General features: G+C 45.7%; 19 protein-coding genes and 1 other RNA gene. 1 reads left to right on the plus strand and 19 read right to left on the minus strand.

Going from position 1 to position 21660, the window contains the following annotated elements:
- Window positions 1-114: 114 nt before the first annotated feature.
- The 8 genes from helD to csoR all read right to left on the minus strand — a co-directional run bounded on the left by helD (window position 115) and on the right by csoR (window position 9986).
- Window positions 115-2439, minus strand: a complete 2325-nt coding sequence (helD, locus tag GYO_RS38995; RefSeq protein ID WP_014115152.1) for an RNA polymerase recycling motor HelD — start codon at window positions 2437-2439, stop codon at window positions 115-117.
- A gap of 192 nt (window positions 2440-2631) precedes the next feature.
- Window positions 2632-3240: a trimeric intracellular cation channel family protein gene (locus tag GYO_RS39000; protein WP_003219999.1), complete on the minus strand. Its 609-nt coding sequence runs from the start codon at window positions 3238-3240 to the stop codon at window positions 2632-2634.
- Window positions 3241-3425: 185 nt separating this feature from the next.
- On the minus strand, window positions 3426-3842 hold the full coding sequence (locus GYO_RS39005) for a disulfide oxidoreductase (protein ID WP_003235152.1): 417 nt from the start codon (window positions 3840-3842) through the stop codon (window positions 3426-3428).
- A 4-nt stretch (window positions 3843-3846) separates the two neighbouring features.
- Window positions 3847-4515, minus strand: coding sequence for a disulfide bond formation protein BdbD (gene bdbD / locus GYO_RS39010; protein WP_014115153.1), 669 nt, complete (start codon window positions 4513-4515; stop codon window positions 3847-3849).
- A 120-nt stretch (window positions 4516-4635) separates the two neighbouring features.
- A complete protein-coding gene (locus tag GYO_RS39015) occupies window positions 4636-6744 on the minus strand; it encodes a heavy metal translocating P-type ATPase (protein WP_146881506.1) in 2109 nt (702 codons plus the stop codon).
- A 157-nt stretch (window positions 6745-6901) separates the two neighbouring features.
- The gene (gene copA, locus GYO_RS39020; RefSeq protein WP_014115155.1) at window positions 6902-9313 is read right to left on the minus strand and encodes a copper-exporting P-type ATPase CopA; all 2412 of its coding nucleotides are present in this window, start codon (window positions 9311-9313) and stop codon (window positions 6902-6904) included.
- Between the two features lie 83 nt (window positions 9314-9396).
- A complete protein-coding gene (copZ, locus tag GYO_RS39025; RefSeq protein ID WP_014115156.1) occupies window positions 9397-9606 on the minus strand; it encodes a copper chaperone CopZ in 210 nt (69 codons plus the stop codon).
- Between the two features lie 74 nt (window positions 9607-9680).
- Complete coding sequence (csoR, locus tag GYO_RS39030; protein ID WP_014115157.1) at window positions 9681-9986, minus strand: copper-sensing transcriptional repressor CsoR; 306 nt, start codon at window positions 9984-9986, stop codon at window positions 9681-9683.
- Between the two features lie 126 nt (window positions 9987-10112).
- On the opposite strand from csoR, the gene iolW reads away from it, so the two are divergent.
- Window positions 10113-11189: a scyllo-inositol 2-dehydrogenase gene (gene iolW, locus GYO_RS39035; RefSeq protein WP_014115158.1), complete on the plus strand. Its 1077-nt coding sequence runs from the start codon at window positions 10113-10115 to the stop codon at window positions 11187-11189.
- Between the two features lie 37 nt (window positions 11190-11226).
- Here the strand turns inward: iolW and azoRB are convergent, their stop codons facing one another.
- The 11 genes from azoRB to rnr all read right to left on the minus strand — a co-directional run bounded on the left by azoRB (window position 11227) and on the right by rnr (window position 21644).
- Complete coding sequence (azoRB, locus tag GYO_RS39040) at window positions 11227-11862, minus strand: FMN-dependent NADH-azoreductase AzoRB (RefSeq protein ID WP_014115159.1); 636 nt, start codon at window positions 11860-11862, stop codon at window positions 11227-11229.
- Between the two features lie 159 nt (window positions 11863-12021).
- Window positions 12022-13920 carry an FUSC family protein gene (locus GYO_RS39045; RefSeq protein ID WP_014115160.1) on the minus strand — a complete coding sequence of 633 codons (1899 nt, stop codon included), beginning with the start codon at window positions 13918-13920 and terminating at the stop codon, window positions 12022-12024.
- Between the two features lie 105 nt (window positions 13921-14025).
- Window positions 14026-14682 carry a GntR family transcriptional regulator gene (locus GYO_RS39050; RefSeq protein WP_014115161.1) on the minus strand — a complete coding sequence of 219 codons (657 nt, stop codon included), beginning with the start codon at window positions 14680-14682 and terminating at the stop codon, window positions 14026-14028.
- A 7-nt stretch (window positions 14683-14689) separates the two neighbouring features.
- Window positions 14690-15637: an EamA family transporter gene (locus tag GYO_RS39055; protein ID WP_014115162.1), complete on the minus strand. Its 948-nt coding sequence runs from the start codon at window positions 15635-15637 to the stop codon at window positions 14690-14692.
- Window positions 15638-15736: 99 nt separating this feature from the next.
- A complete protein-coding gene (locus GYO_RS39060; RefSeq protein ID WP_014115164.1) occupies window positions 15737-16138 on the minus strand; it encodes a YvaD family protein in 402 nt (133 codons plus the stop codon).
- Window positions 16135-16494 carry a DMT family transporter gene (locus GYO_RS39065; protein ID WP_014115165.1) on the minus strand — a complete coding sequence of 120 codons (360 nt, stop codon included), beginning with the start codon at window positions 16492-16494 and terminating at the stop codon, window positions 16135-16137. The genes GYO_RS39060 and GYO_RS39065 overlap by 4 nt, the downstream gene beginning before the upstream one ends.
- Window positions 16491-17063 carry a TetR/AcrR family transcriptional regulator gene (locus GYO_RS39070; protein WP_014115166.1) on the minus strand — a complete coding sequence of 191 codons (573 nt, stop codon included), beginning with the start codon at window positions 17061-17063 and terminating at the stop codon, window positions 16491-16493. Before GYO_RS39070 ends, GYO_RS39065 begins: the two co-directional genes overlap by 4 nt.
- Window positions 17064-17173: 110 nt before the next feature.
- Window positions 17174-17968 carry an SDR family NAD(P)-dependent oxidoreductase gene (locus tag GYO_RS39075; RefSeq protein ID WP_014115167.1) on the minus strand — a complete coding sequence of 265 codons (795 nt, stop codon included), beginning with the start codon at window positions 17966-17968 and terminating at the stop codon, window positions 17174-17176.
- A 183-nt stretch (window positions 17969-18151) separates the two neighbouring features.
- Window positions 18152-18513: a transfer-messenger RNA gene (ssrA, locus tag GYO_RS43545) on the minus strand.
- Between the two features lie 176 nt (window positions 18514-18689).
- Window positions 18690-19160 (minus strand): SsrA-binding protein, encoded by a 471-nt coding sequence (gene smpB / locus GYO_RS39080; RefSeq protein WP_003220025.1) that lies wholly within the window; start codon window positions 19158-19160, stop codon window positions 18690-18692.
- Between the two features lie 144 nt (window positions 19161-19304).
- Window positions 19305-21644 (minus strand): ribonuclease R, encoded by a 2340-nt coding sequence (gene rnr / locus GYO_RS39085; protein WP_014115169.1) that lies wholly within the window; start codon window positions 21642-21644, stop codon window positions 19305-19307.
- Between the last annotated feature and the right edge of the window lie 16 nt (window positions 21645-21660).

Raw genomic sequence — 21660 nt, forward strand, 5'->3', positions numbered from 1 at the left:
CCGGAATACTAGGCTTAAGTAAAATATATTTACATGATGATAACTATTAGGAATCCTAATGATAAAACCGCTTTGTTTCATTATAAATAGAAAAAGAGAAGGACTCCCTTCTCTTCATTCAGCCTTCTGATATAAGTGAGGCGGCACAGCTGTTACAAACGGACTGGCTTCACCTGTATAAAATACCGTCAGCATATGCATTGCTCGGGTGCAGGCAGTGTATAACAGCCTGCGGTCGTGCTCTGTTTGATAATGTTCTTCTGATGCATCATAGACAAGCACTGCGTCAAACTCAATTCCCTTCGCTAAATATACTGGAATGACACAAACTCCCTTTTGGAATGTTTGATTTTCTTTATGAATCAGACGAACATCTATATATTCGCTCATGTGAGCGTGCGCCTGTATGCATTGCTGCGCAGTCTTGCAAATGACGGCTATCGTTTCGTGCCCTTGCTTCTTGAGACGGTCAATTTCTTTCGTGAGTTTTTGACAAAGGTCCTCATGTCCTTCGGTTTTGAAAACGAGAGGCATTTCCCCGTTTCTGTTAAAAGGCTCAATATCCGCTCCGTCCTGAAGCATCGCTTTTGTTAACTCGACAATCTGCCTTGTCGATCTGTACGTTCTCTTTAAACGAACATATTCAGCCGGGTCAGCTTCAAAGCACGCATCCATACGCTTTACGCCATGTATGGCGTGGGCGTAGATGGACTGATTGATATCACCGAGCACCGTCATGCTGGCAGATGGAAAAATACTTCTCATGTAAGCCATCTGAAACGGTGAATAATCCTGAGCTTCGTCGATAAAAAGATGTTTGATCTTCGTATTTTTCTTTCTGCCTTCAATCAGATCCTGCATATAAAGAAACGGTGCCGCATCCTCATAGAGCAATTTATTTTCCGCGAATGCCGATCGGGTCAGCTCTCCTATCGCTGCCGTCTCCTCATGCTGACATTTCCCTCCCCAGCCAGAAAACAATTGCAGATACAGCTGTGTAACATCAAGAAATGCAAGGAGTCTGACCGCCTGTTTGAGCGGTTTGAAGGCCTTTTTCACAATGATGGCGGCAAGCAGCTGTTGCTCTCTTTGATAATCGTTAAATGTACTCTCACTGAACTGTTTCCTTTCCTGCAGTTTTTTGTACACGTCCAAGTAATCCTCTTTGTCGAGCAGCTCAGCTTCCTGAACGACCCAATCCTTACGCCGTTCCTTTTTCTCAAGCTTGTACAGCTCACTCAGCAGCCACCTCGCCGTTTGCTCCATCCGGTTTGGAATGGACTGGCCTTGATCCAGTGAGTAAAAATAGGATTGAATCTGTTCCTTTGTGATCAGTTTTTGCCCGCGGAAGATGATGTTTTTAAAAATCATCCCTTCAGACGACAGCCGGCTAACGTATTCATCAATGAATTGCTGAAAAGATAAGCCCGCCTTCCATGTGATTCCCGCAAGCCTTGAAGGAAAACCGTCATCCTTTGTTTCGGTCAGGCAATATTCAAGCTGGTCAAAGGGGCTTTCACATTGAAACTTGCGGCCAAGCCGATGCTCGATATATTCCTGAAACGTCGCCTGCTCCATATTCTCTTCTCCTAACTCAGGCAAAACAGAGGAGACATAGCTGTTAAATAAGAAGTTAGGAGAAAATAAAACGATTTGTCCGGCATCAATGACGCCGCGGTGCCTGTATAACAAATAAGCGACACGCTGAAGCGCTGCCGATGTTTTTCCGCTCCCGGCCGCTCCCTGCACGATCAGGAATTTGCTTTTTTCATTACGGATAATCTGATTTTGTTCTTTCTGAATCGTAGACACGATGTTTTTCATTTGGGTATCAGACTGATGGCTTAATACCTCTTGCAGCATTTCATCGCCAATCGTCATATCAGTATTAAACATCGCCTTAAGAGCGCCGTTTTTAATGATAAACTGGCGTTTCAGCACCATTTCCCCTTCTATCGTTTCGCCGGGCACTTCGTACTCCGCTTTTCCTGGGGAATAATTGTAGTACATACTTGATATTGGCGCCCTCCAGTCATAGATTAGAAATTGTTCCTCCTTCTCATCCATACAAGAAGCTAAACCGATATAAATTCGCTCTGCCCGCTCCTCGCCGTTTTCAATAAAATCAATCCGCCCGAAATAAGGCGATGCTTTTAATCGATGAATTCGTTTGAGCTGCTGATCCATACGCCGATGATTCCGTTCCCGATCAGACAGCAGCTCTGCCTGCTGCTTAATGCTTGCCATCGTTTCAACCGCTTCATGGGCATCATCAAGATTAACCGTAACATCCTCCCAAAAGCTTTTTCTTAATCCGATAATGTCATGCTTTAACCCGCCTGCAGACGTTTCGAGAAACCGCTCTTTTTTGCCGAGCTCCTGCAGCACCTCATCTATTCTTGACTGCTCTTCCTTCCATTCCTTATCCTGCTGATTCATGAACGGCACCTCCAGAAAATAGTTGACAAACACAGATGAAATACTGTAAAATATAATTGGATACATATATAAAATATATGATAAAAATAGGCAAATACAATTCATCTTAGCACATTCACCCAATATCAATCAAGGTTTGGGTTATTTATATGCAAAAAAACCGATTTCAAATTGAAATCGGTTTTTTTGATGTTAGTTATCTAAACGAAAAGAACGGTTTGGCAGCTTCCAATTAAACATATAAGAACAAACGCGGCAAACAACGAGCACGAAAAACAGGACGTACAAGCCAAATGAGTTTCCCAGCCAGCCCAAGCCGACGATTAAACCGCCGAGAGCCGCCCAGACTGCATAAATTTCTGCTTTCAGCACAAGCGGTTTGCGTCCGGCAAGAAGATCACGGATGATTCCGCCGCCGCTTCCCGTCAGCACCGCAGCCACGATGACGGCACTAAGCGGATGGCCCATTTTGACGGCATACAGTGCACCTTGGATGGCGAAGGCTGCGAGACCGATCGCATCTGATAAATTTCCCCACTTATTCCAATGCTTCAGCAGCAGCTTCGGGAACAGAAATACAATCGTAATGGATAAGAGCGCGATTTGAAAGTATGCTCCCTGCTCCCATAGTGCTGACACCGGAACACCGATCAGCAAATTGCGGATCGCTCCGCCTCCAAAAGCTGTGACAATCCCTAATATATAAACTCCTAAAATATCATATTCCTCTTCCATCGCAACAATTGCGCCGCTGACTGCAAACGCAATGATGCCTATCACACTGAGCAGCTCCCAAGCCATTCTGATGACTCCCTTTATGTTTGTTAAATTTTCTGACGACCTCTAGATTTTATAATCGCTCAAGCGTAAAATCAATAACATTTTCACGATAAAAAAAGATAAATTTAGAGGGAATACCGCTAATGCTGATGGATATGAGTTTTCGAGATTAAAAAAAGCGCCCGGCATACGCGGGCGCTTTTTTGTTATTCAGATTTTTCGCCTTTCAGCAGACACATAAATACAATAATCAGGATAAAAGCAATCAGGGCCAGGAATGGAATGGTAATAAAACCAAACCAGTTAATATATTGGCCTGAGCACGGCACACCGCTTACACACGGCTTAATGCCGGTAAAGCCGGGCACTTTTTGCTCTAAGTAGTGCATGATCGAAATAAATGCTCCGATAATCGCCATCGGGAGCACATATTTTTTCACGCGTGTATCCCCTTGAAAGGTGGCAATGCCTAAAATCAGAACGAGCGGATACATGAGGATACGCTGGTACCAGCACAGTTCACATGGAATGAACTTTCTGATTTCACTGAAATACAGGCTGCCCAGCATAGCGACAAGAGCCACAACCCAGGAAGCATATAAAAATACAATTCTATTTTTCATATGATTACTTCCCTTTCAGCTCTTTTTCTATCGTTTCTTTGATTTCGTTATAATCCGCAAAATTTTTGATCACTTTATCATTTACGTAAATCGTCGGTGTTGCGTTTACGTTCATTTTTTGATTAAGGTCTGAGTCCTTTTCCACTTGAGAAGCAAATGTTTCCTTATCAAGATTGTCCTTGAGCGTCTCAGGTTTTACCTTTGTGGTGCTTTTTGCAAGATCACCGAGAACGGCTGGGGTTACCCATTCCTGTTCTGTGTCCGGCTGTTTTTCGAACAGCTTTTCATGGAATGCCCAGAAAGAATCAGGATCTTCTTTCCATACTTCTTCTGATGCAAGAGCCGCTAATCTCGAACCTTTTCCATGGAACATGACGTTCACGAATGAAAATTTCACGTCGCCCTTATCAATAAAGTCTTTTTGTATTTTTGGAAAGATGTCACTGTTAAACACCTTGCAAGACGGACATTTGTAATCTCCGAATTCTACTACAGTTACCGGCGCATCATCCTGGCCAAGCACAGGCTGGCCTTTGATAGACGGCTGTCCGGAAACCGCTTCATTGCCTTGTTCCGTTTTGTTATTAATGATGACAATGGCTGCTAGCAAGACAACAACCACAACCGTAAGGATGACCGCGAATTTCGCAGAAGACTGCTGTTTCTTTTTCACTCCGACACCTCATCGTTTTAAAATTAAAAAAAGAAGCGGATCGCAATAGACCCACTTCTTTATTTTAACAAGACAAGTGCCTATAAGAAAACCCCGAAAAAATGAATTCTCTCCGACAATTTATCTGTTTTCGAGACGCATGACGCGCATCGCGTTTGCCACAGCGAGCAGTGTAACGCCGACATCTGAGAAAACCGCTTCCCACATGGTTGCAATTCCAAATGCTCCAAGAATGAGAAAGATCGCTTTCACACCTAAAGCAAAGCCGATGTTTTGCCACACGATTCGCCGTGTCCGTTTCGCAATCCGAATCGCTTCTGCTATTTTTGACGGCTGATCTGTCATCAGCACGACGTCTGCGGCTTCTACCGCGGCGTCTGAGCCAAGGCCGCCCATGGCCGCTCCGATATCTGCGCGCGCAAGCACCGGTGTATCATTGATGCCGTCACCGACAAAAATGAGTTTTTCATTTGGCGAAAGCTTGGCTTCTAATGCTTCGACCCGTGCGACTTTATCCTGCGGCAGCAGCTCCGCATATACCTCGTCGATGCCAAGCTGTTTTCCGACGGCTTCTCCCGTTTGTTTCGAATCACCTGTCAGCATAACTGTCTGTTTGATTCCAAACGATTTCAGATCAGCAATCGCCTGTGCCGCATCTTCTTTTACTTCATCCGCTATGATGATTGCTCCGGCATAGCGTTGATCAACAGCAATGTGTACGATTGTTCCGGCATATTCATCCAGGACGCTCTCAATCTGTTCTCTTTCCATGAGCTTTTTATTTCCAGCAAGGATTTCTGTTCCGTTTACTTTTGCAACAATGCCGTGGCCGGATATTTCCTCATATGACTCTATTGCGTCAGAGGAGAGCATTTTCCCGTAAGCTTTACGCACAGATTCGGCAATCGGATGCTGGGAATGAAGCTCAGCATATGCCGCCGCTTCAAGTAAACTTTCCTTTGTAAATCCTTCAGCAGGTTTGATTTCTGTCACTTCAAAGCTGCCTTTTGTTAATGTTCCTGTTTTATCAAACACAGCGTATTTGACTTGATTCAAGGCTTCTAAATAATTGCTTCCCTTCACAAGTACTCCGGCCTTTGAGGCTGCTCCGATTCCGCCGAAGAAACCAAGAGGAATAGAGACAACAAGCGCACATGGACAAGAAATCACTAAGAAAATAAGTGCGCGGTACACCCAATCAGAAAATGCGGCGCCAGGAAGAACAAGCGGCGGGACAAAGGCCAGCAATACCGCGATGATCACAACAGCAGGTGTATAATACTTAGCAAACTTCGTGATAAAGTTTTCTGTCCGGGCTTTACGGCTGCTCGCATTCTGAACCAAGTCTAATATTTTTGATACTGCAGACTCTTGGTAGCCCTTTGTGACTTCAATATGCAGAACGCCGTTTTGATTGATGAAGCCTGACATCACATCTTGTCCTTCTGCAGCTTTTCTCGGAACGGACTCACCTGTCAAAGCAGACGTATCAACCATCGCTGATCCCTGCACGACCTTACCGTCAAGGGGTATGCTTTCTCCCGGATTGACTACAATGATGTCTCCTGTTTTTACGTCCTCCGGAGAAACCTGTTCGATGCCGTTCTCTGTTTTGACATTGGCGTAATCTGGCCGGATGTCCATTAACGCACTGATTGATTTTCTGGACCGGCTGACAGCGGCTCCTTGAAAAAGCTCACCGATTTGATAAAACAGCATAACTGCGACGCCTTCAGGGTATTGCTGAATCAGAAAAGCGCCGATTGTGGCAAGAGCCATTAAGAAATGCTCATCAAATACCTGACCGCGGCTGATGTTTTTGACCGCACGGATGATAATGTCACCGCCAATGATCAAGTAGGCAGCGAGAAAAAGGAAAAATTCGATTGTTCCGGAATGAATCAAATATGCCGCTGCCCCGAGAATGACAGCCGCTGCCATTCTGATCAGCATATTGATCATTCGATTACGATAGCCGTCATCAGCTGATTTCTTTTTATGCTTTTGACGAACCGATACATGCGGATCGATTGATTTTACTTTTTTCTCCACTCTATTGGTGACCCATTGCTCTTCTTTCCCATCGGCTGAGACAGTTAAGGTGCTTGCCGCAAAATTTACCGCGCATCCGTCAATGCCTTTTATGCCTTTGACTCCATTTTCGATTTTTTGAGCACAATTGCTGCAATCCAAACCGTCCAGAACGTATTCCTGTTTCACTAGTCTCACCTTACCTTCCGATTTAGGGTTCCCTCTTCAAAGCGTATCAATGAGTGTTGGTATTGTTTTTATATATGAGCACATACTCATATATTGCTTACATCTATTATATGTCGTTTTCCAAGAAAGTGTCAATGTAAAACAAAAACCGGCATATAGCCGGTTTTTATTTTACTTTCTGCAGACGCAGCGCATTCAGAACAACGGAAACGGAACTGAACGCCATTGCTGCTCCCGCTATCCATGGCGCTAAAAATCCGAGCGCCGCGATTGGGATGCCGAGGCTGTTATAGCCAAGCGCCCAGAATAAGTTTTGTTTAATGTTTTTCATTGTCAGTCTGCTCATGCGGGTTGCGTCGGCAATGCTGTTCAGGTCGCCGCGAATCAACGTAATGTCTGCTGTTTCCATAGCAATGTCCGTGCCTGTTCCAATCGCCATGCCGATATCGGCAGTGGCAAGCGCCGGCGCATCGTTAATTCCATCGCCTACCATGGCCGTCTGGCGGCCTTCTTTTTGCAAGCGGGAAATTTCTGCTGCCTTTTGTTCAGGAAGGACTTCCGCAATGACACTCGTAATCCCCGCTTCCCTGGCGATGGCTTCAGCGGTTCTGCGGTTGTCTCCTGTCATCATGATGACATCCAGGCCCAACTCTTTCAGACGGGCTACTGCCGCCCGTGACGTGTCTTTTATCGTATCGGCAACCGCTACAAGGCCCGCGGCTTCACCATCAATGGAGACAAGCATAACTGTTTTCCCTTCTGCCTCAAGTTCTTCCATTTGGGCAAGAAGGGCTCCATGCTCAACCTGTTCGCTCTCCATTAACTTTCTTGTGCCGACGAGAATGGTTTTTCCTCCGGCTTCAGCCAAAATGCCTGCGCCGATTTTTGCTTCAAAGCGGGTCATCTTCGGTATCTCAAGCCCTTTTTCTTTCACTCCGGCAACAATCGCTTCACCGAGCGGATGCTCCGATCCCAATTCAGCTGCCGCCGCAAATTGAAGCAGATCTGTTTCTTCAAAACGGCCGAACGGAATGGCATCTGTCAGTCGCGGCTTCCCGTTTGTAACAGTTCCGGTTTTATCGAGAACAATCGTATCGAGATGATGTGCTTTTTCTAAATGCTCGCCGCCCTTAAAAAGGATCCCGAATTCAGCAGCGCGCCCAGATCCAGCCATAATGCTCGTCGGAGTGGCAAGGCCCAAGGCGCACGGGCAGGCAATGACGAGAACGGCAATAAACTTACTGATCGCTTCGGCAAAATCGCCGGGAGCCGCCCAAAGATACCAAATGAGGAAAGTGAGAACGGCAATCCCTAATACGATGGGTACAAAAATGCCGGAAATCTGATCAGCGAGACGCTGGATCGGCGCTTTTGATCCTTGTGCTTCCTCGACAATTTTGATGATATGAGAAAGTGCCGTATCCTTTCCAACGTTGACAGCTTTGATTTTCAGGAAGCCGTTTGAGTTGACGGTTGCACCTGTCACGCTGTCACCTGGATTTTTGTCAACAGGAAGACTTTCTCCTGTAATCATGGATTCATCTACTGCCGAGCGGCCTTCAACTACTTCTCCGTCGACAGGAATTCGTTCGCCCGGTTTGACGTAAACAATGTCATTGACAAGCACTTCATCAATTGGAATGATTTGCTCCTGTCCGTCTCTTACGACAGTCGCTGTTTTCGCTTGAAGCTTCATCAACTTCTTAATGGCATCCGAAGAACGGCCCTTTGCTTTTGTTTCAAACAGCTTGCCTAATAAAATCAACGTCAGCAAAATTGCGCTTGTTTCATAGTAAAGACCATCTGTATGCCCATGGGAACCAACGCTTTGAATCGTAAGATAAAGACTGTAAGCGTAAGCAGCCGACGTTCCAAGCGCGACCAATACATCCATATTGGCGCTCTTATTTCTGAGCGCCTTATACGCCCCCGCATAAAACGGCCAGCCGATCAGAAACTGGACTGGTGTCGCCAGCGCAAACTGCATCCACGGATTGAGGAAAATATCCGGCACCCAAATGAACGATGTAAACGTAAAATGGCTCACCATCGCCCAAAGCAATGGGAATGACAGAACCGCTGAAAAAATCAGTCTCGCTGTTTGCTTCCGTTCTTCTTTCTTTTTAGAAGCTGCCGCTTCACGTTCCTCATCGCCCTTGGGCTGAAGCTTATATCCCAGCTTATCTACCACTTCTTTGAAATCGGTGACAGACGTTTCTTTTGGATTGTACTCGATTGTAACGGTTTCTAGAGCGAAGTTTACAGGAGCATTGGTGACGCCTTCTATTTTGTTAAGCCGCTTTTCAATCCGATTTGCGCAGGCCGCACAGGTCATGCCTTCAATATCGAATTCAGCTTTTTCTGTTATGACGTGATAGCCCAGCTTTTCAATTTTTTCCTGAATCGCTGCAGCCCCTGTTTCAGCAGGATCGAAGGTGACATTTGACGTTTCGGTTGCCAGATTGACATTGGCATCTGTGACACCCGGCATCCGCTTGAGGCCTTTTTCAATTCTGGATGCACATGCCGCACAGGTCATCCCAGATACCTGCATCGCGATTTCCTTTTGTTCACTCAACATACTCACTCCTTTATATACACCCGGGGGGTATATAAAAATGAAAGAAATATCGCGCCTTCATAAAGGCGCGATACCTTGAATCAATCGGCTACATCATAGCCTTGATCTTCTATCGCATCCGTAATGTCTTTGACTGATACTTTGTCAGCATCAAACGAAACATCGACTTTTCCCGCTTCTAGGTTGACATGAACAGCACTGACGCCATCCAGTTCTCCTACGCTCGTTTCCACTGCTTTGACGCAGTGCTGACAAGACATTCCTTCAACTTGCAATGTTTTTTGTTCCATATGAATTCCTCCTGTTTATTCTTTCTGTTTTCATCCTACCATACCCCCGTAGGGTATTACAATAAAAAAAGACTTTATGATTTTGTGAACTTTTTAAATACGTCCAAAAGCTCAGAAATGGCCTGTTCCCCGTCTCCACTTTTGATGGCATCTGCTACACAATGATGGGCGTGGTCCTCAAGCAAGTGAAGCGCCACATTTTTCATTGCCGCCTGAACAGCCGAAATCTGCACAAGGATATCTACACAATATCTATCGTTTTCCACCATATTTTGAATGCCTCTGACTTGGCCCTCTATCCGCTTCAGCCGGTTTGTGATTTGATCCTTTTCTTTCGAGCTTTTATGGTTTAATGCTTTATGTTCGTTATGTTTCTCCATACGTACACCTCTGTTCCTTATATTAATTCCCATTATACTGATTGTCCAAACTGTTGTCTAAGCATGCCGCGGCAAAAAATGAATCAGTTAGGTTTTACCATTTGATCAGGAGGGTATATACTTCTTGTGAAAACGCTTTTAAAGGGGAGAAGAAAAGTGGATACGATAAAGGTTGGGATATTAGGGTACGGACTTTCTGGTTCTGTGTTTCACGTACCGCTGCTTACTGTTCTGGATGAGTATCACATCAGCAAGGTCATGACATCGCGGACAGAAGAAGTGAAACGGGATTTTCCGGATGCTGAAGTTGTGCATGAGCTTGAGGAAATCACAAATGACCCGGCCATTGAGCTTGTCATTATCACCACCCCGAGCGGCCTTCATTACGAGCATGCTATGGCATGCATACAGGCCGGAAAACATGTTGTGATGGAAAAACCGATGACAGCAACGGCCGAAGAGGGGGAGAAATTAAAGAAGGCTGCTGATGAAAAAGGTGTATTGTTAAGCGTATATCATAACCGACGCTGGGATAACGACTTTTTAACGATTAAAAAGCTGATCGCTGACGGATCGCTTGAAGATATCAATACATACCAAGTCTCCTATGACCGCTACAGACCTGAGGTTCAAGCACGGTGGCGGGAAAAAGAAGGCGTTGCCACTGGTACACTGTATGATCTCGGCTCCCACGTCATTGACCAAGCCCTGCATTTGTTCGGGATGCCTAAAGCCGTTACTGCAAACGTGATGGCCCAGCGTGAAAACGCCGAAACAGTTGACTATTTTCATTTAACTCTAGATTATGGCAAGCTCCAAGCCATTCTATACGGAGGATCGATCGTTCCGGCAAACGGCCCTCGTTATCAAATCCACGGACAGCATTCCAGCTTTATAAAATACGGAATCGACGGACAGGAAGACGCACTCAGAGCGGGAAGAAAACCGGAGGATGACAGCTGGGGCGCGGATGATCCGGAGTATTATGGACAGCTGACAACCGTTCATGGCACGGACAAAAAAACAGAAACCATCCCATCAGTAAATGGCTCCTACCTTACCTATTACCGCAAAATAGCGGAAAGCATACGGGAAGACGCAGCGCTGCCAGTCACCGCTGAGGAAGGTATTGATGTCATCCGCATCATTGAAGCCGCGATGAAAAGCAGTGAAGAGAAACGAACCATTATGCTGGAGCACTAAATAAAAGCCTCCCCATTAATTAGGGGAGGCTTTTTCATTAAAATGTTTTTCCTGCTTCTTTCGCACGCGCAATCGCGTCTTCTTTAATTTGCTGTGCTTTATCAGGCTCCGCATTATGTCCCTCTACGAAAATGCCATCGAAGGATGGTACACCGAAGAAGTTCATCATGATGCCGATGTAGCGGTGGCCCATTTCCATTTCAGCCGCAGGACCCTCAGAATAGTAGCCTCCGCGTGCTTGGATATGAATCGCTTTTTTATCAGTTAACAATCCGACAGGGCCTTGTTCAGTGTATTTGAATGATTTTCCTGCAACTGCAACAGAATCAAGATACGCTTTCATTACTGGCGGGAATGAGAAGTTCCATAAAGGAGTAACGAATACGTACTTATCGGCAGATACAAATTGATCGCTAAGCTCTCCCAGACGGCCGACTTTTGCTTTTTCGCTTTCAGAAAGCTCTTCAAAGCCTGTTCCTGATTGAAGCTTGCCCCAGCCGCTGAATACATCTGCGTCAATGTGCGGGATGTCTTCATTGTACAAATCAATATGTACAACTTCATCATTTGGATTCGCTTCTTTGTAAGATTCAATGAATGCTTTACCTGTTGCCATACTGTAAGAAGTTGCTTCATCATGCGGGTGAGCAGTGATATACAATACTTTTGCCATTTTAACCAGCCCTTTCGTTTTTAAAAATCACACATCAATTATTATCATACAGATGCACTGCCATTATTCTTTCTCTCTTACGCTTTATTATAGAGACAACAAAAGTTACTATCAAGTAAAATATCTTGAATTAAAGATTATTTAACTCTTCCAAACTGTTCACTTTTCAAAAGCGGTCCGCAAGCCGGAATACAGTGCGGAGAGCTCCTTGCTGATCCGCGGATAATAAGGAACATTCGGTACTTGTATGTCCGCCGGCATCCTTTTCATCAAAGCGGATTGCTCAGCCTGTTCAAAAAATGCCCTTAGCTGCTTCATCTCTTCTTCAGAAAACGGAGCAGGCGGTCGATGATGGGCTTGTGCCGAGAGCAAATAATACCCTAAGTGCTGAGCACCGGAAATGGCAGGCCAAAGCGCATCCGCATGAGTATTGGGAAATTCCCCAAGCGCCTTGTCATACGCATCCCGAAGCCTGACCAGGCTCACCCTTAACTTGTGTTCGTCTGCTTTCTGCCCGGTTAACAGTTTCTCCATAAAAAGCCCTTCCAGCCGGATCACGTCCCGCATCAGTTCAGGCAGCCGCTTCGTTGAAAACCGCCTCCACAAAAGCATCGTTCCCAATAGTCCGATCACGCTGCCAACAGCTACATCCGTCAGCCTCGCTATCATAAAATAACCGACGTCCGCACCGCCATGCATGCTTTCTGTGATGACAAGCGCATTTGCGGTCAAAAAAGGCACAGCCAGCGCATAATTGCGGACAATCAGCATCTCAAGAAGACATTGCAGCGCTGCAATACATAACGCAATATAAACACCGCCCGGTTTAACAAACAGGATTGCGCCTGCCAGCCCCACACCGATCACAGTTCCGGCCGAACGCTGAATGGCCCTGTGAAGCGTAAAGACAACAGTAGTGCCAAGCATGACCGCTGCTGCCGAAAGCGGAATCCAATAGGAGCGTGCAAAACCGAATGTAAGGGCAAACATATCGGCGGCAAACAGCACAATCCCGTACTTTAACGACCGTATCAAAACGGGAGACTGCCAGTCAAAGGCATTTCTCAAAAAGTAGAAAGAGGCTGGCAGGCGGCTTGGTTCCCCGTCCAGCTGCTTATCAAACCGCCCTAAAGCGATATGCAAAGCCTCATTGATTTCTCCAAACAGCTTTCGGCTTGGCTCTGATTCATTCTCGTTAATCTGAAATGCACTGGAAACACGGGCATGCCCAAGCATATCTCCGGTTTGGCGGAGTGCCTTTTCAATCTGTGCCTTCTCTCCGTCTGGCGTTTCAGCTGAAAAATGAATGATGGCAAGGAATATGTCGTCAGCTTTTTCGAGCAGGCGGAAAAATCGTTCATCATGCTGTGATTTTTTCCGCCTGTTCCCCTTGCCGAGAACCGTTTGACGAGCTGTTCTGAGCATGAGCACCGTCTGATGCTGCGCGTTATGAAAGCCTGACGTCCCGACGGCCGAAAGACATGCTGCCAGCTGATGGTATGTTTTTTGCAGCACTGCCTCCTCCGGTCCATGTTTGTTCCATAACCACCCGATTAAGGCGATACTCATGGCGAAAATGCCGCCGAGAAACGTCAATCCCGCTCTAAACAGCGCTTGTGAAGGGTCGGCCGGCAGCCCGGAGCTAACTAAAAAAGCAAGGACAAAAAACATCGGCGCAGGGCCTTGTATACCGAGCGCGCTAAAAATAAACATCGCCGCTGCACCGATCAGCCCCAGGACAGCCGCCATCATCCAAACCGTATCGGACAAAAGTGTGCCTAATCCAAATGAAAGGGCGATCCCAATGGAAACCGAGAGCAGCTTCAAAGCGCGCTTTTTATACGATTCACCGCCCGCATATAAATAAACAAAGCCCCCGATGCTTGCAGTTAAACCGTAATCCGTGTGACCCGCCAATGCGCCGATCAGCACAGGAAACCCCGAAGCGATGCCTGATCCGATTGCCTTTTTCCATGGAAAGGGATGTGCATGAATGCGAAAGGCATCTTTCACGATGCTTGGCATGGTTCTTTGATTGTTCTCAGCAGTCTTGTTCATATGACAAAATCCTTTTCAATGAATGTGTAGAACTCTTCCCGTTTATCCGCTATAGTATGCCCCAAAAACGTTAAAAAAGCAGAGACCGTACCGTCTCTGCCTGTCTTACATCAATTTATTCGCAATATCCTGAATTGGCTTGATCCAGTTGCTGTACGTCAGCTCGGCCGCTTTTTTTCGATCCTTCTCCTTACATGCCTGAATGATTTGTTCATGCTCTTCAATCGAATTTTGCGGCGATTTGAAAAAAAGATATTCGAGCCGAAGAATATGCATATGAAGAACAGATGTGAAATTGCGGATATATTCATTATCGGCCGCATCAATCATGACATCATGAAACGTTTTATCAAGCCCAAGCACTTCATAGATTTCATTTCGGTCAATAGCCGCCTTCATTTGCTGATTGATCGCCGCCATCTCCTCCAAGTGGGATGACTGAATGTTTTCAATAGCTAGTTCGGCAGCGGTGGATTGCAGAGCCGCCATTGGCGGATACACCTTGAAAACATCGTTTTTTTCAATTTGTGAAATTCTTGTTTCTTTCCCCGGTGACATTTCAACAAAGCCTTGTACTGCCAATAATTGCAGAGCTTCTCTGACTGGCGTTCTGCTGACGCCAAGCGCTTTCGCTAACTCGTCGTCATTGATTTTTTCTCCAGGAGCAAGAATGCCTTCCACGATCCATTTTTGAATTTGTTCCAATGCAATCGTTTTAGCTGTCTGCCTGACAGGCTTCGGGGTATTTGACGGGATTGGCATAAAAGCATCACCTCTGAATATTGGTTTGTTTTTTTAACGTCGCCGATTTGCCGGCACTCTTCTTTTGCGATAAAACAAAAATCATTACCAAAATACATGCTGCTCCTGCCGCTTGATATAATCCAAAGGACACACCGAGCCACAGAATGGAGGATGCCACTGCCGCAACCGGCTCAGAGCACCCAAGCATGCTCGCTTCTTGCGGAAATAAGTATTTCAAGCTTGTCAAATACATATAAAAACCCAATAGCGTTCCGAAAATGACAATAAAACCGACTGATACGTTCTCAGAAATCGTCCATCCCTGTACATCAACGTCCCATGGGGGATGGATAAAGCTCATGCCAATGCCTCCGATCAGCATTCCCCAGCCAATGACGAGAGCAGATCCCCATTTTTTCAAGAGAGAACTGGAGTACAGCGTATAAAAGGCAAGAGCCGCAGCAGAAAGCAAGCCCCATATGACAGACAAAGGCGAGACGGTTAAATTATTAATACTTCCATTGGTCAGCAATAAAAAAGTGCCTCCCATAGCCAGCACAAGTGCGCAAATATCTGCAGACTGAAAGGAATTCTTCCGTGTCACAAGCATAAACAGCACAATCATAACGGGTGCCAAGTACTGAAGAAGCGTAGCTACAGCTGCATTTCCAGTTCCGATTGAAGCTAAAAATGTATACTGAACGCCCAGCATGCCGACAATCCCGAAAACAATCAGCTGGATAGCCGATTTTTGATCTTTCCATATCTCCCACACAGCACGTCTGTTTTTACCGGCAGATATGATCATCAGCAGAAGCAAGCCAGATAAAAGCAAACGCACGGTGACAAGCCACTCTACCGACACATCACTTGTTTCAAACAAATGCTGGGCAACAGTTCCCGATAATCCCCAAAAAGCAGCTCCAACAATGACCATAAAAAATCCGTACATCCGTTGTTTTTGAGTCGCCAACGTACATCCTCCTGACAGATAATATGCAATATATTACATATTATATCGTTTCACTTTTCAGAAAACAAAGGTTTTTTACAAACATAAAAACAGTGCCTGTCAGCACTGCTTTGTTGCATTACTCTCCTTTAAGAGAAGATGAATAAAAAATAAAGGATAAATTAACAGATATCCGTTAAACAGCCACCAAACAAGATCAAAGTCCCTGCTGAATGTCCAGAATGAAATCGCCTGAAGGCCTGAACAACAGGTCAGCACAAGTGAAATCAGCGCCATCAGCTTCCAGTCAGCACGATTCACCCGATGTAAGTACAAGCTGTACAACCCTGTTAAAGAGATTAAGATATCCAGCGGGAAAAAAGACCAGTTCCAGGCGATCATAAACGGATGGTCATGGTGTTTAAAAGCCCAGCTTTCCGGTATCAGTGAAAACCCGGCTGACAGCCAGTACAAGATAAAACCGATATCAGTCACGAGAAAAAACAGTTTCATATATCTCATTTGTACTGCCCGCTTTTATGTACCGGCTCAGACACCGCAGCATGCTCGATCAGATTTAAAGACACAACACCGGCAATAATCAATCCAATTGAAATGAGTTTCATGACACTAACATGTTCTTGAAAAAACAAAAAACCAACGACTGTAATCAGGACAATCCCCATCCCTGACCATACAGCATAAGCAACAGATACATCAATGGATTTTAGCGTAAGCGTCAGAAAGAAAAGACTGCCGCCATAAAAGAAAATCAACAGCACGCTGGGAGTAAGCTTTGTAAAACCTGACGATAGCTTCATGCTGACCGTCCCGGCAACTTCAAACAGAATCGCTAAGCATAGAAACACCCAATTCACGTCGCATCAACCTCCTCATCAGCTGTTATGCCGTTAAACAATACATCTACAATTGATTCAAGAACCTCTCCTGTCGTGAATTGATGTTTGAGCGGATATTCAGGGTCATACACTTGGTTGATGCTTCCTATATACATATGAACAAACAAGTCCGGGTTGATGTTTCTGATTCTTTTTTGCTGTTTGCACTCGTTTAATAACTCTAGGACAACCGTCCATTCTTCCTTAATAAACGTATCTAATGTAAGCCACGCTTCGTAATGGTATTTCTTCAGTTCACTTAATAATCCCATGTTCAGCAGTTCCATTCCCTGCGGAAGACCGATCAGCATTTTTTTCACTTTTTCAAGCACATCTAAACTTTCATTCTCATAAATGTCTCTTTCCATTTGCTTCATCTCTGCGATAAATTGCTCGACAACCGCTTCCGCAAGTTTGTCTTTTGATGAATAATGAGCATAGAGCGTCCGCTTGCTCGTTCCCAGCGCTGCCGCCAAATCATTCATCGTAAATGAAAATCCTTTCTGCCGGATCAGCCGGATGGTTTCCTCAAGAATTCTTTTTTCCAAATCAATCCCCTCGCTTCCGGTACTAAAAAAACTATGTTGGTACCAAAATTATATGACAGCAATTTATGGAAATCAACATCATATAAAAAAACCTCTCCAAAAGGAGAGGTTTAAAAGACACTGCGGACCAAACCGCCGTCCACCCGAAGTGCCGCGCCATTGATCGCAGAGGAAAGCGGACTGCTTAAAAATGTAACGAAGTGGGCGATTTCTTCCGGACGGATCAGTCTTTGAATAATGGATGTCGGCCGGTTTTCTTTCATAAAACGTGCCTCAGCCTCTTGAACAGTCAGGTTTTCACCAGGATACAGCGAATTCAGCATTGTTTCCACACCCTCTGTTAAGGTAGAGCCCGGCATGACGGTGTTGACCGTGACATTCGTACCGGTTGCCAGCTCCGCCAAACTGCGGGAAATGGACAACTGCATCGTTTTTGTCGCACTGTAATGGGCCATTTCCTGTGACGGCATAATCGCCGCTTCACTGGCAATGAAAATCACACGCCCTTCTTTTTTCTCTATCATGTTGTGCAAATATTTGCGTGTCAGCCTTACCCCGCTCATAATGTTCACTTCAAAAAAACGAAACCATTCATCATCAGGAATATCAAAGTACTCCGCCGGTTCAAAAATCCCTAAATTGTTGACCAAAATATCAACCTCTGGATATGCCTGAAACAGCTCATTACAGCCTTCTTCTGTTCCCAAATCATATGCAGCCGGATAAAGGACCGCTTCAGAATGTTGTGTTTTCAATTCTTCTATCGTCTGATTCACTTTCTCTTCCCGGCGTCCGTTAATGATCACCGCCGCGCCTTCTTCAGCTAACGAAGAGGCAATGGCTTTCCCGATCCCCGATGTCGAACCGGTCACCAGTGCGGTTTTTCCTTGTAAATTCAGCTTCATTCTTCATCCCTCCGTTTTTGATTCCTCTCATTTATTGACAGAAATCTGATTGGTCTAAACATTTGCTCTGCAATCAGTATGAAACAGCTGGGATTGAAATGGAAGTACGCACTTTTTGGTGCCTGTGATCTGGAGAAAAAATAAAGCAGAACCCCTTAAGAGGTTCTGCTTTATTGTCAGTATGTATGGAGACGGTGGGAGTCGAACCCACGTCCAGAAACATCGATTACTTAAGCGTCTACGAGCGTAGCCTGCATATTTATGGTTTCACTCATCTTCTTGCCTGCGGGCGGGCCTTCCGAGAGCTAGTCTGTTCATCTCTTCTTACGTTCTCAGACGGGAACGCAAGCGTAGCCTACTTGGATGTGCTCTTCACAGACACATAGGCAATGTCAGGAAGAGCTCGCTGCGCTTATTAGGCAGCTAATGCTACGTTTTGGTTAAAACTGTTAGTTTTGCCAGTTATATTTAGTGCGTGTTTACGAGATCGCCTCTCGGCTCGCAGCTCAAGCTCGATCCATCCCTGTCGAATCCGTAACGTCCCCTTGTTATAAGGGAAATACGGGAGAAAATATCAAGCTCTCACTCAAACTGGCTATAGTCTTATTATAACATGATCACGTCTCTTTTCAATTGTCAAATCCTTCAAAAGAAAAGCGTTATGATTTGTTCGTGAACACAGTATAGCACATGCCTGATTTTTGAATCAAGCACTATGCCTTTAGAAGCCTTTTTGACTGTCTCTGAACGCTCTTTCGATTTCACGCTTCGCGTCCTTGCGCTTCAGGTCTTCCCGTTTGTCATAGTTCTTCTTCCCTTTTCCAAGGCCGAGAAGCACTTTGGCAAAGCCGTTTTTCAAATACAGCTTCAGCGGAACGAGAGAATAGCCTTTTTCTTTTGTTAATCCGATCAGCTTATTAATCTCCTTGCGGTGCATTAACAGCTTTCTCGTCCGGAGCGGATCGTGGTTATAGCGGTTTCCCTGCTCATACGGGCTGACGTGCATATTGTGGAGAAACACTTCTCCCCGTTCGATTTTGGCGAAGGAATCCTTAAGGTTTACGCGGCCGGCACGAATCGATTTGATTTCGGTTCCTTGCAGAACGATGCCTGTTTCATAGGTTTCTTCTATAAAATAATCGTGATTGGCTTTCTTATTTTGAGATAATACTTTTCCTGACCCTTTTGGCATGCCAGAACCCCCTCTCTCTAAGGAAAAACTGTCCACCTTTTGCGATACGCTCTATTTTACCAAATGACACGTACTGCTACAATGAAAAGCTGTTTCCGAAAGAAAGCAAATAGAGCGCTGCGGCCCTATTTGCTGGTTGAGCTGCTATTTCTTCTTTTTCCGTTTCTGTTTCGGCGCGTTTTGGAAGCCGCGTTTTTTCTTTTTCTTCTTCGGCTTAGTGAACCACTCCCCTTTTTCCTCAGACGGAGCTGGAGAAACAGGTGTATTGGTGCTTTGGACGCGTTTTCTGGCAGGTTTTCCGCGTTTTCGGCTCCGGCTGCTGTCCAGTTCTCTCGGACGCCGCGGAGAGCCCTTCATCCCGACAATTTCAAAGTCGATGTTGCGCTCGTCTTTGTTGACATCGACGACCTTGACTGTGATTTCATCCCCGATGCGGAAGACGTTGCCTGTCCGCTCGCCGATCATCGCAAAATGCTGTTCGTCAAAGCGGTAGTAGTCATCCGTCATAAAGCTGACGTGGACGAGTCCTTCGATTGTATTCGGCAGCTCGACAAACATTCCGAAGTTTGTCACAGAGCTGATCATGCCGTCAAACTCTTCACCGATTTTATCAAGCATGTATTCCGCTTTTTTCAGATCATCCGTTTCACGCTCGGCGTCAACTGCACGGCGCTCCATCGTTGATGTATGTTCGGCGATATCCGGCAGGCGTTCAGCCCACTTTTCCTGTGTCGCTTCATCGACCTTGCCGTTGATTAAATACGTTCTGATCAGACGGTGGACGATTAAGTCCGGGTAACGGCGGATCGGCGATGTGAAATGCGTATAGAATTCCGTTGACAGGCCAAAGTGCCCCAAGCTCTGCGGGTCGTATTTCGCCTGTTTCATCGAACGGAGCATGACAGTGGATATAACTGTTTCTTCAGGTCTGTCACGCACAGCGTCCAGAATGCTTTGAAGCGCGCGCGGATGAATATCTCCTGCGGTTCCTTTCACCACATAGCCAAAGGTCGTTACGAACTCTAAAAACTTTTGCAGCTTTTCAGCATTCGGCTCTTCGTGAATCCGGTATATAAACGGTACGTTCATCCAATGGAAATGCTCCGCTACCGTTTCATTCGCCACAAGCATAAATTCTTCAATCAGCTTCTCGGCGACTGAACGTTCTCTGATGACAACGTCTTTAACCGCGCCTTCATCATCGACAAGCACTTTGGCTTCTTTGAAATCAAAATCAACGGCGCCGCGGTTCATCCGCTTATCGCGCAGAATTTGAGCCAGGCGCTCCATGTCTTTGAACATTGGAATAAGAGGCTCGTATTTTTGTTTCAGCTCTTCATCATCGTCAACAAGAATTTTATTCACATCTGAATACGTCATTCTTTCCGTTGTTTTGATGACACTTTGGAAGATCTCGTGCTCTGTCACCTGTCCCTGACTGTTAATTGTCATTTCACAAGAAAGTGTCAGGCGGTCAACCTTTGGATTTAAGGAACAAATCCCGTTTGACAGTCTGTGCGGAATCATTGGGATGACACGGTCAACCAAATACACACTCGTCCCTCTTTCGAGCGCTTCTTTGTCAATCGGCGAGTTTTCGGTTACGTAATGGCTGACATCAGCAATGTGAACGCCAAGCTTGTAGCTTCCGTCATCAAGCTTCGTCACGGTAACTGCATCATCCAAATCCTTCGCATCCGCACCATCAATGGTGACAATCACCTGGTCACGGAGATCACGGCGGTCTTTCAGATCTTTTTCATCAATTGTGTCAGGCGTACTTGATGCCTGTTCCATCGCATCAGCAGGAAATTCTCCCGGCAGGCCGTGCTTATGAATGACCGATAAAATATCAATCCCCGGATCATTTTTGTGGCCGAGAATGGTTTCAATCTCGCCCTCTGCGTTCATGCGGCCTTCAGGATAGCTCGTCAGCTTGACAACAACCTTATGCCCTTCCGCAGCTCCGTTTTTCCCGTTTTTCGGGATAAAGATGTCACTCGTGATTTTTTTGTCGTCCGGAATGACAAAGCCGAAGTTTCTTGTTTCAGTATACGTACCGACAACTCGCTGAATCGCTCTTTCTAAAATGCGGATGACGGTTCCTTCCTGTCTGGAGCCGCTTGACTGTGAATTCAGACGAACCATAACGATATCGCCGTTCATTGCCGTATTGAGCTCATTAGGCGGAATAAACACATCGCTTAACGACGTATCCTCAGGCAGCAAAAAGGCGAATCCTTTCGCATGGGCTGAAATCTTTCCTTTTATTAAGTTCATCTTCTCCGGAATGCCGTAGCGGTCACTTCTCGTCCGTACGATAAGCCCTTTTTCTTCCAAGGCGACTAACGCTTTGACGAGCTCTTTAAACTCCTCGGCTTCCGTAATATTTAACATCTCCTCAAGTTCCTGAACGGTCAGAGGCTTGTACGCCTCTTCCTTCATAAACGAGAGAAGCTTTTCCATAAATGCTTCTTTTTCCATTATCCGACCTCCTGTT

This window comes from Bacillus spizizenii TU-B-10 (assembly GCF_000227465.1).
GTDB lineage: Bacteria > Bacillota > Bacilli > Bacillales > Bacillaceae > Bacillus > Bacillus spizizenii.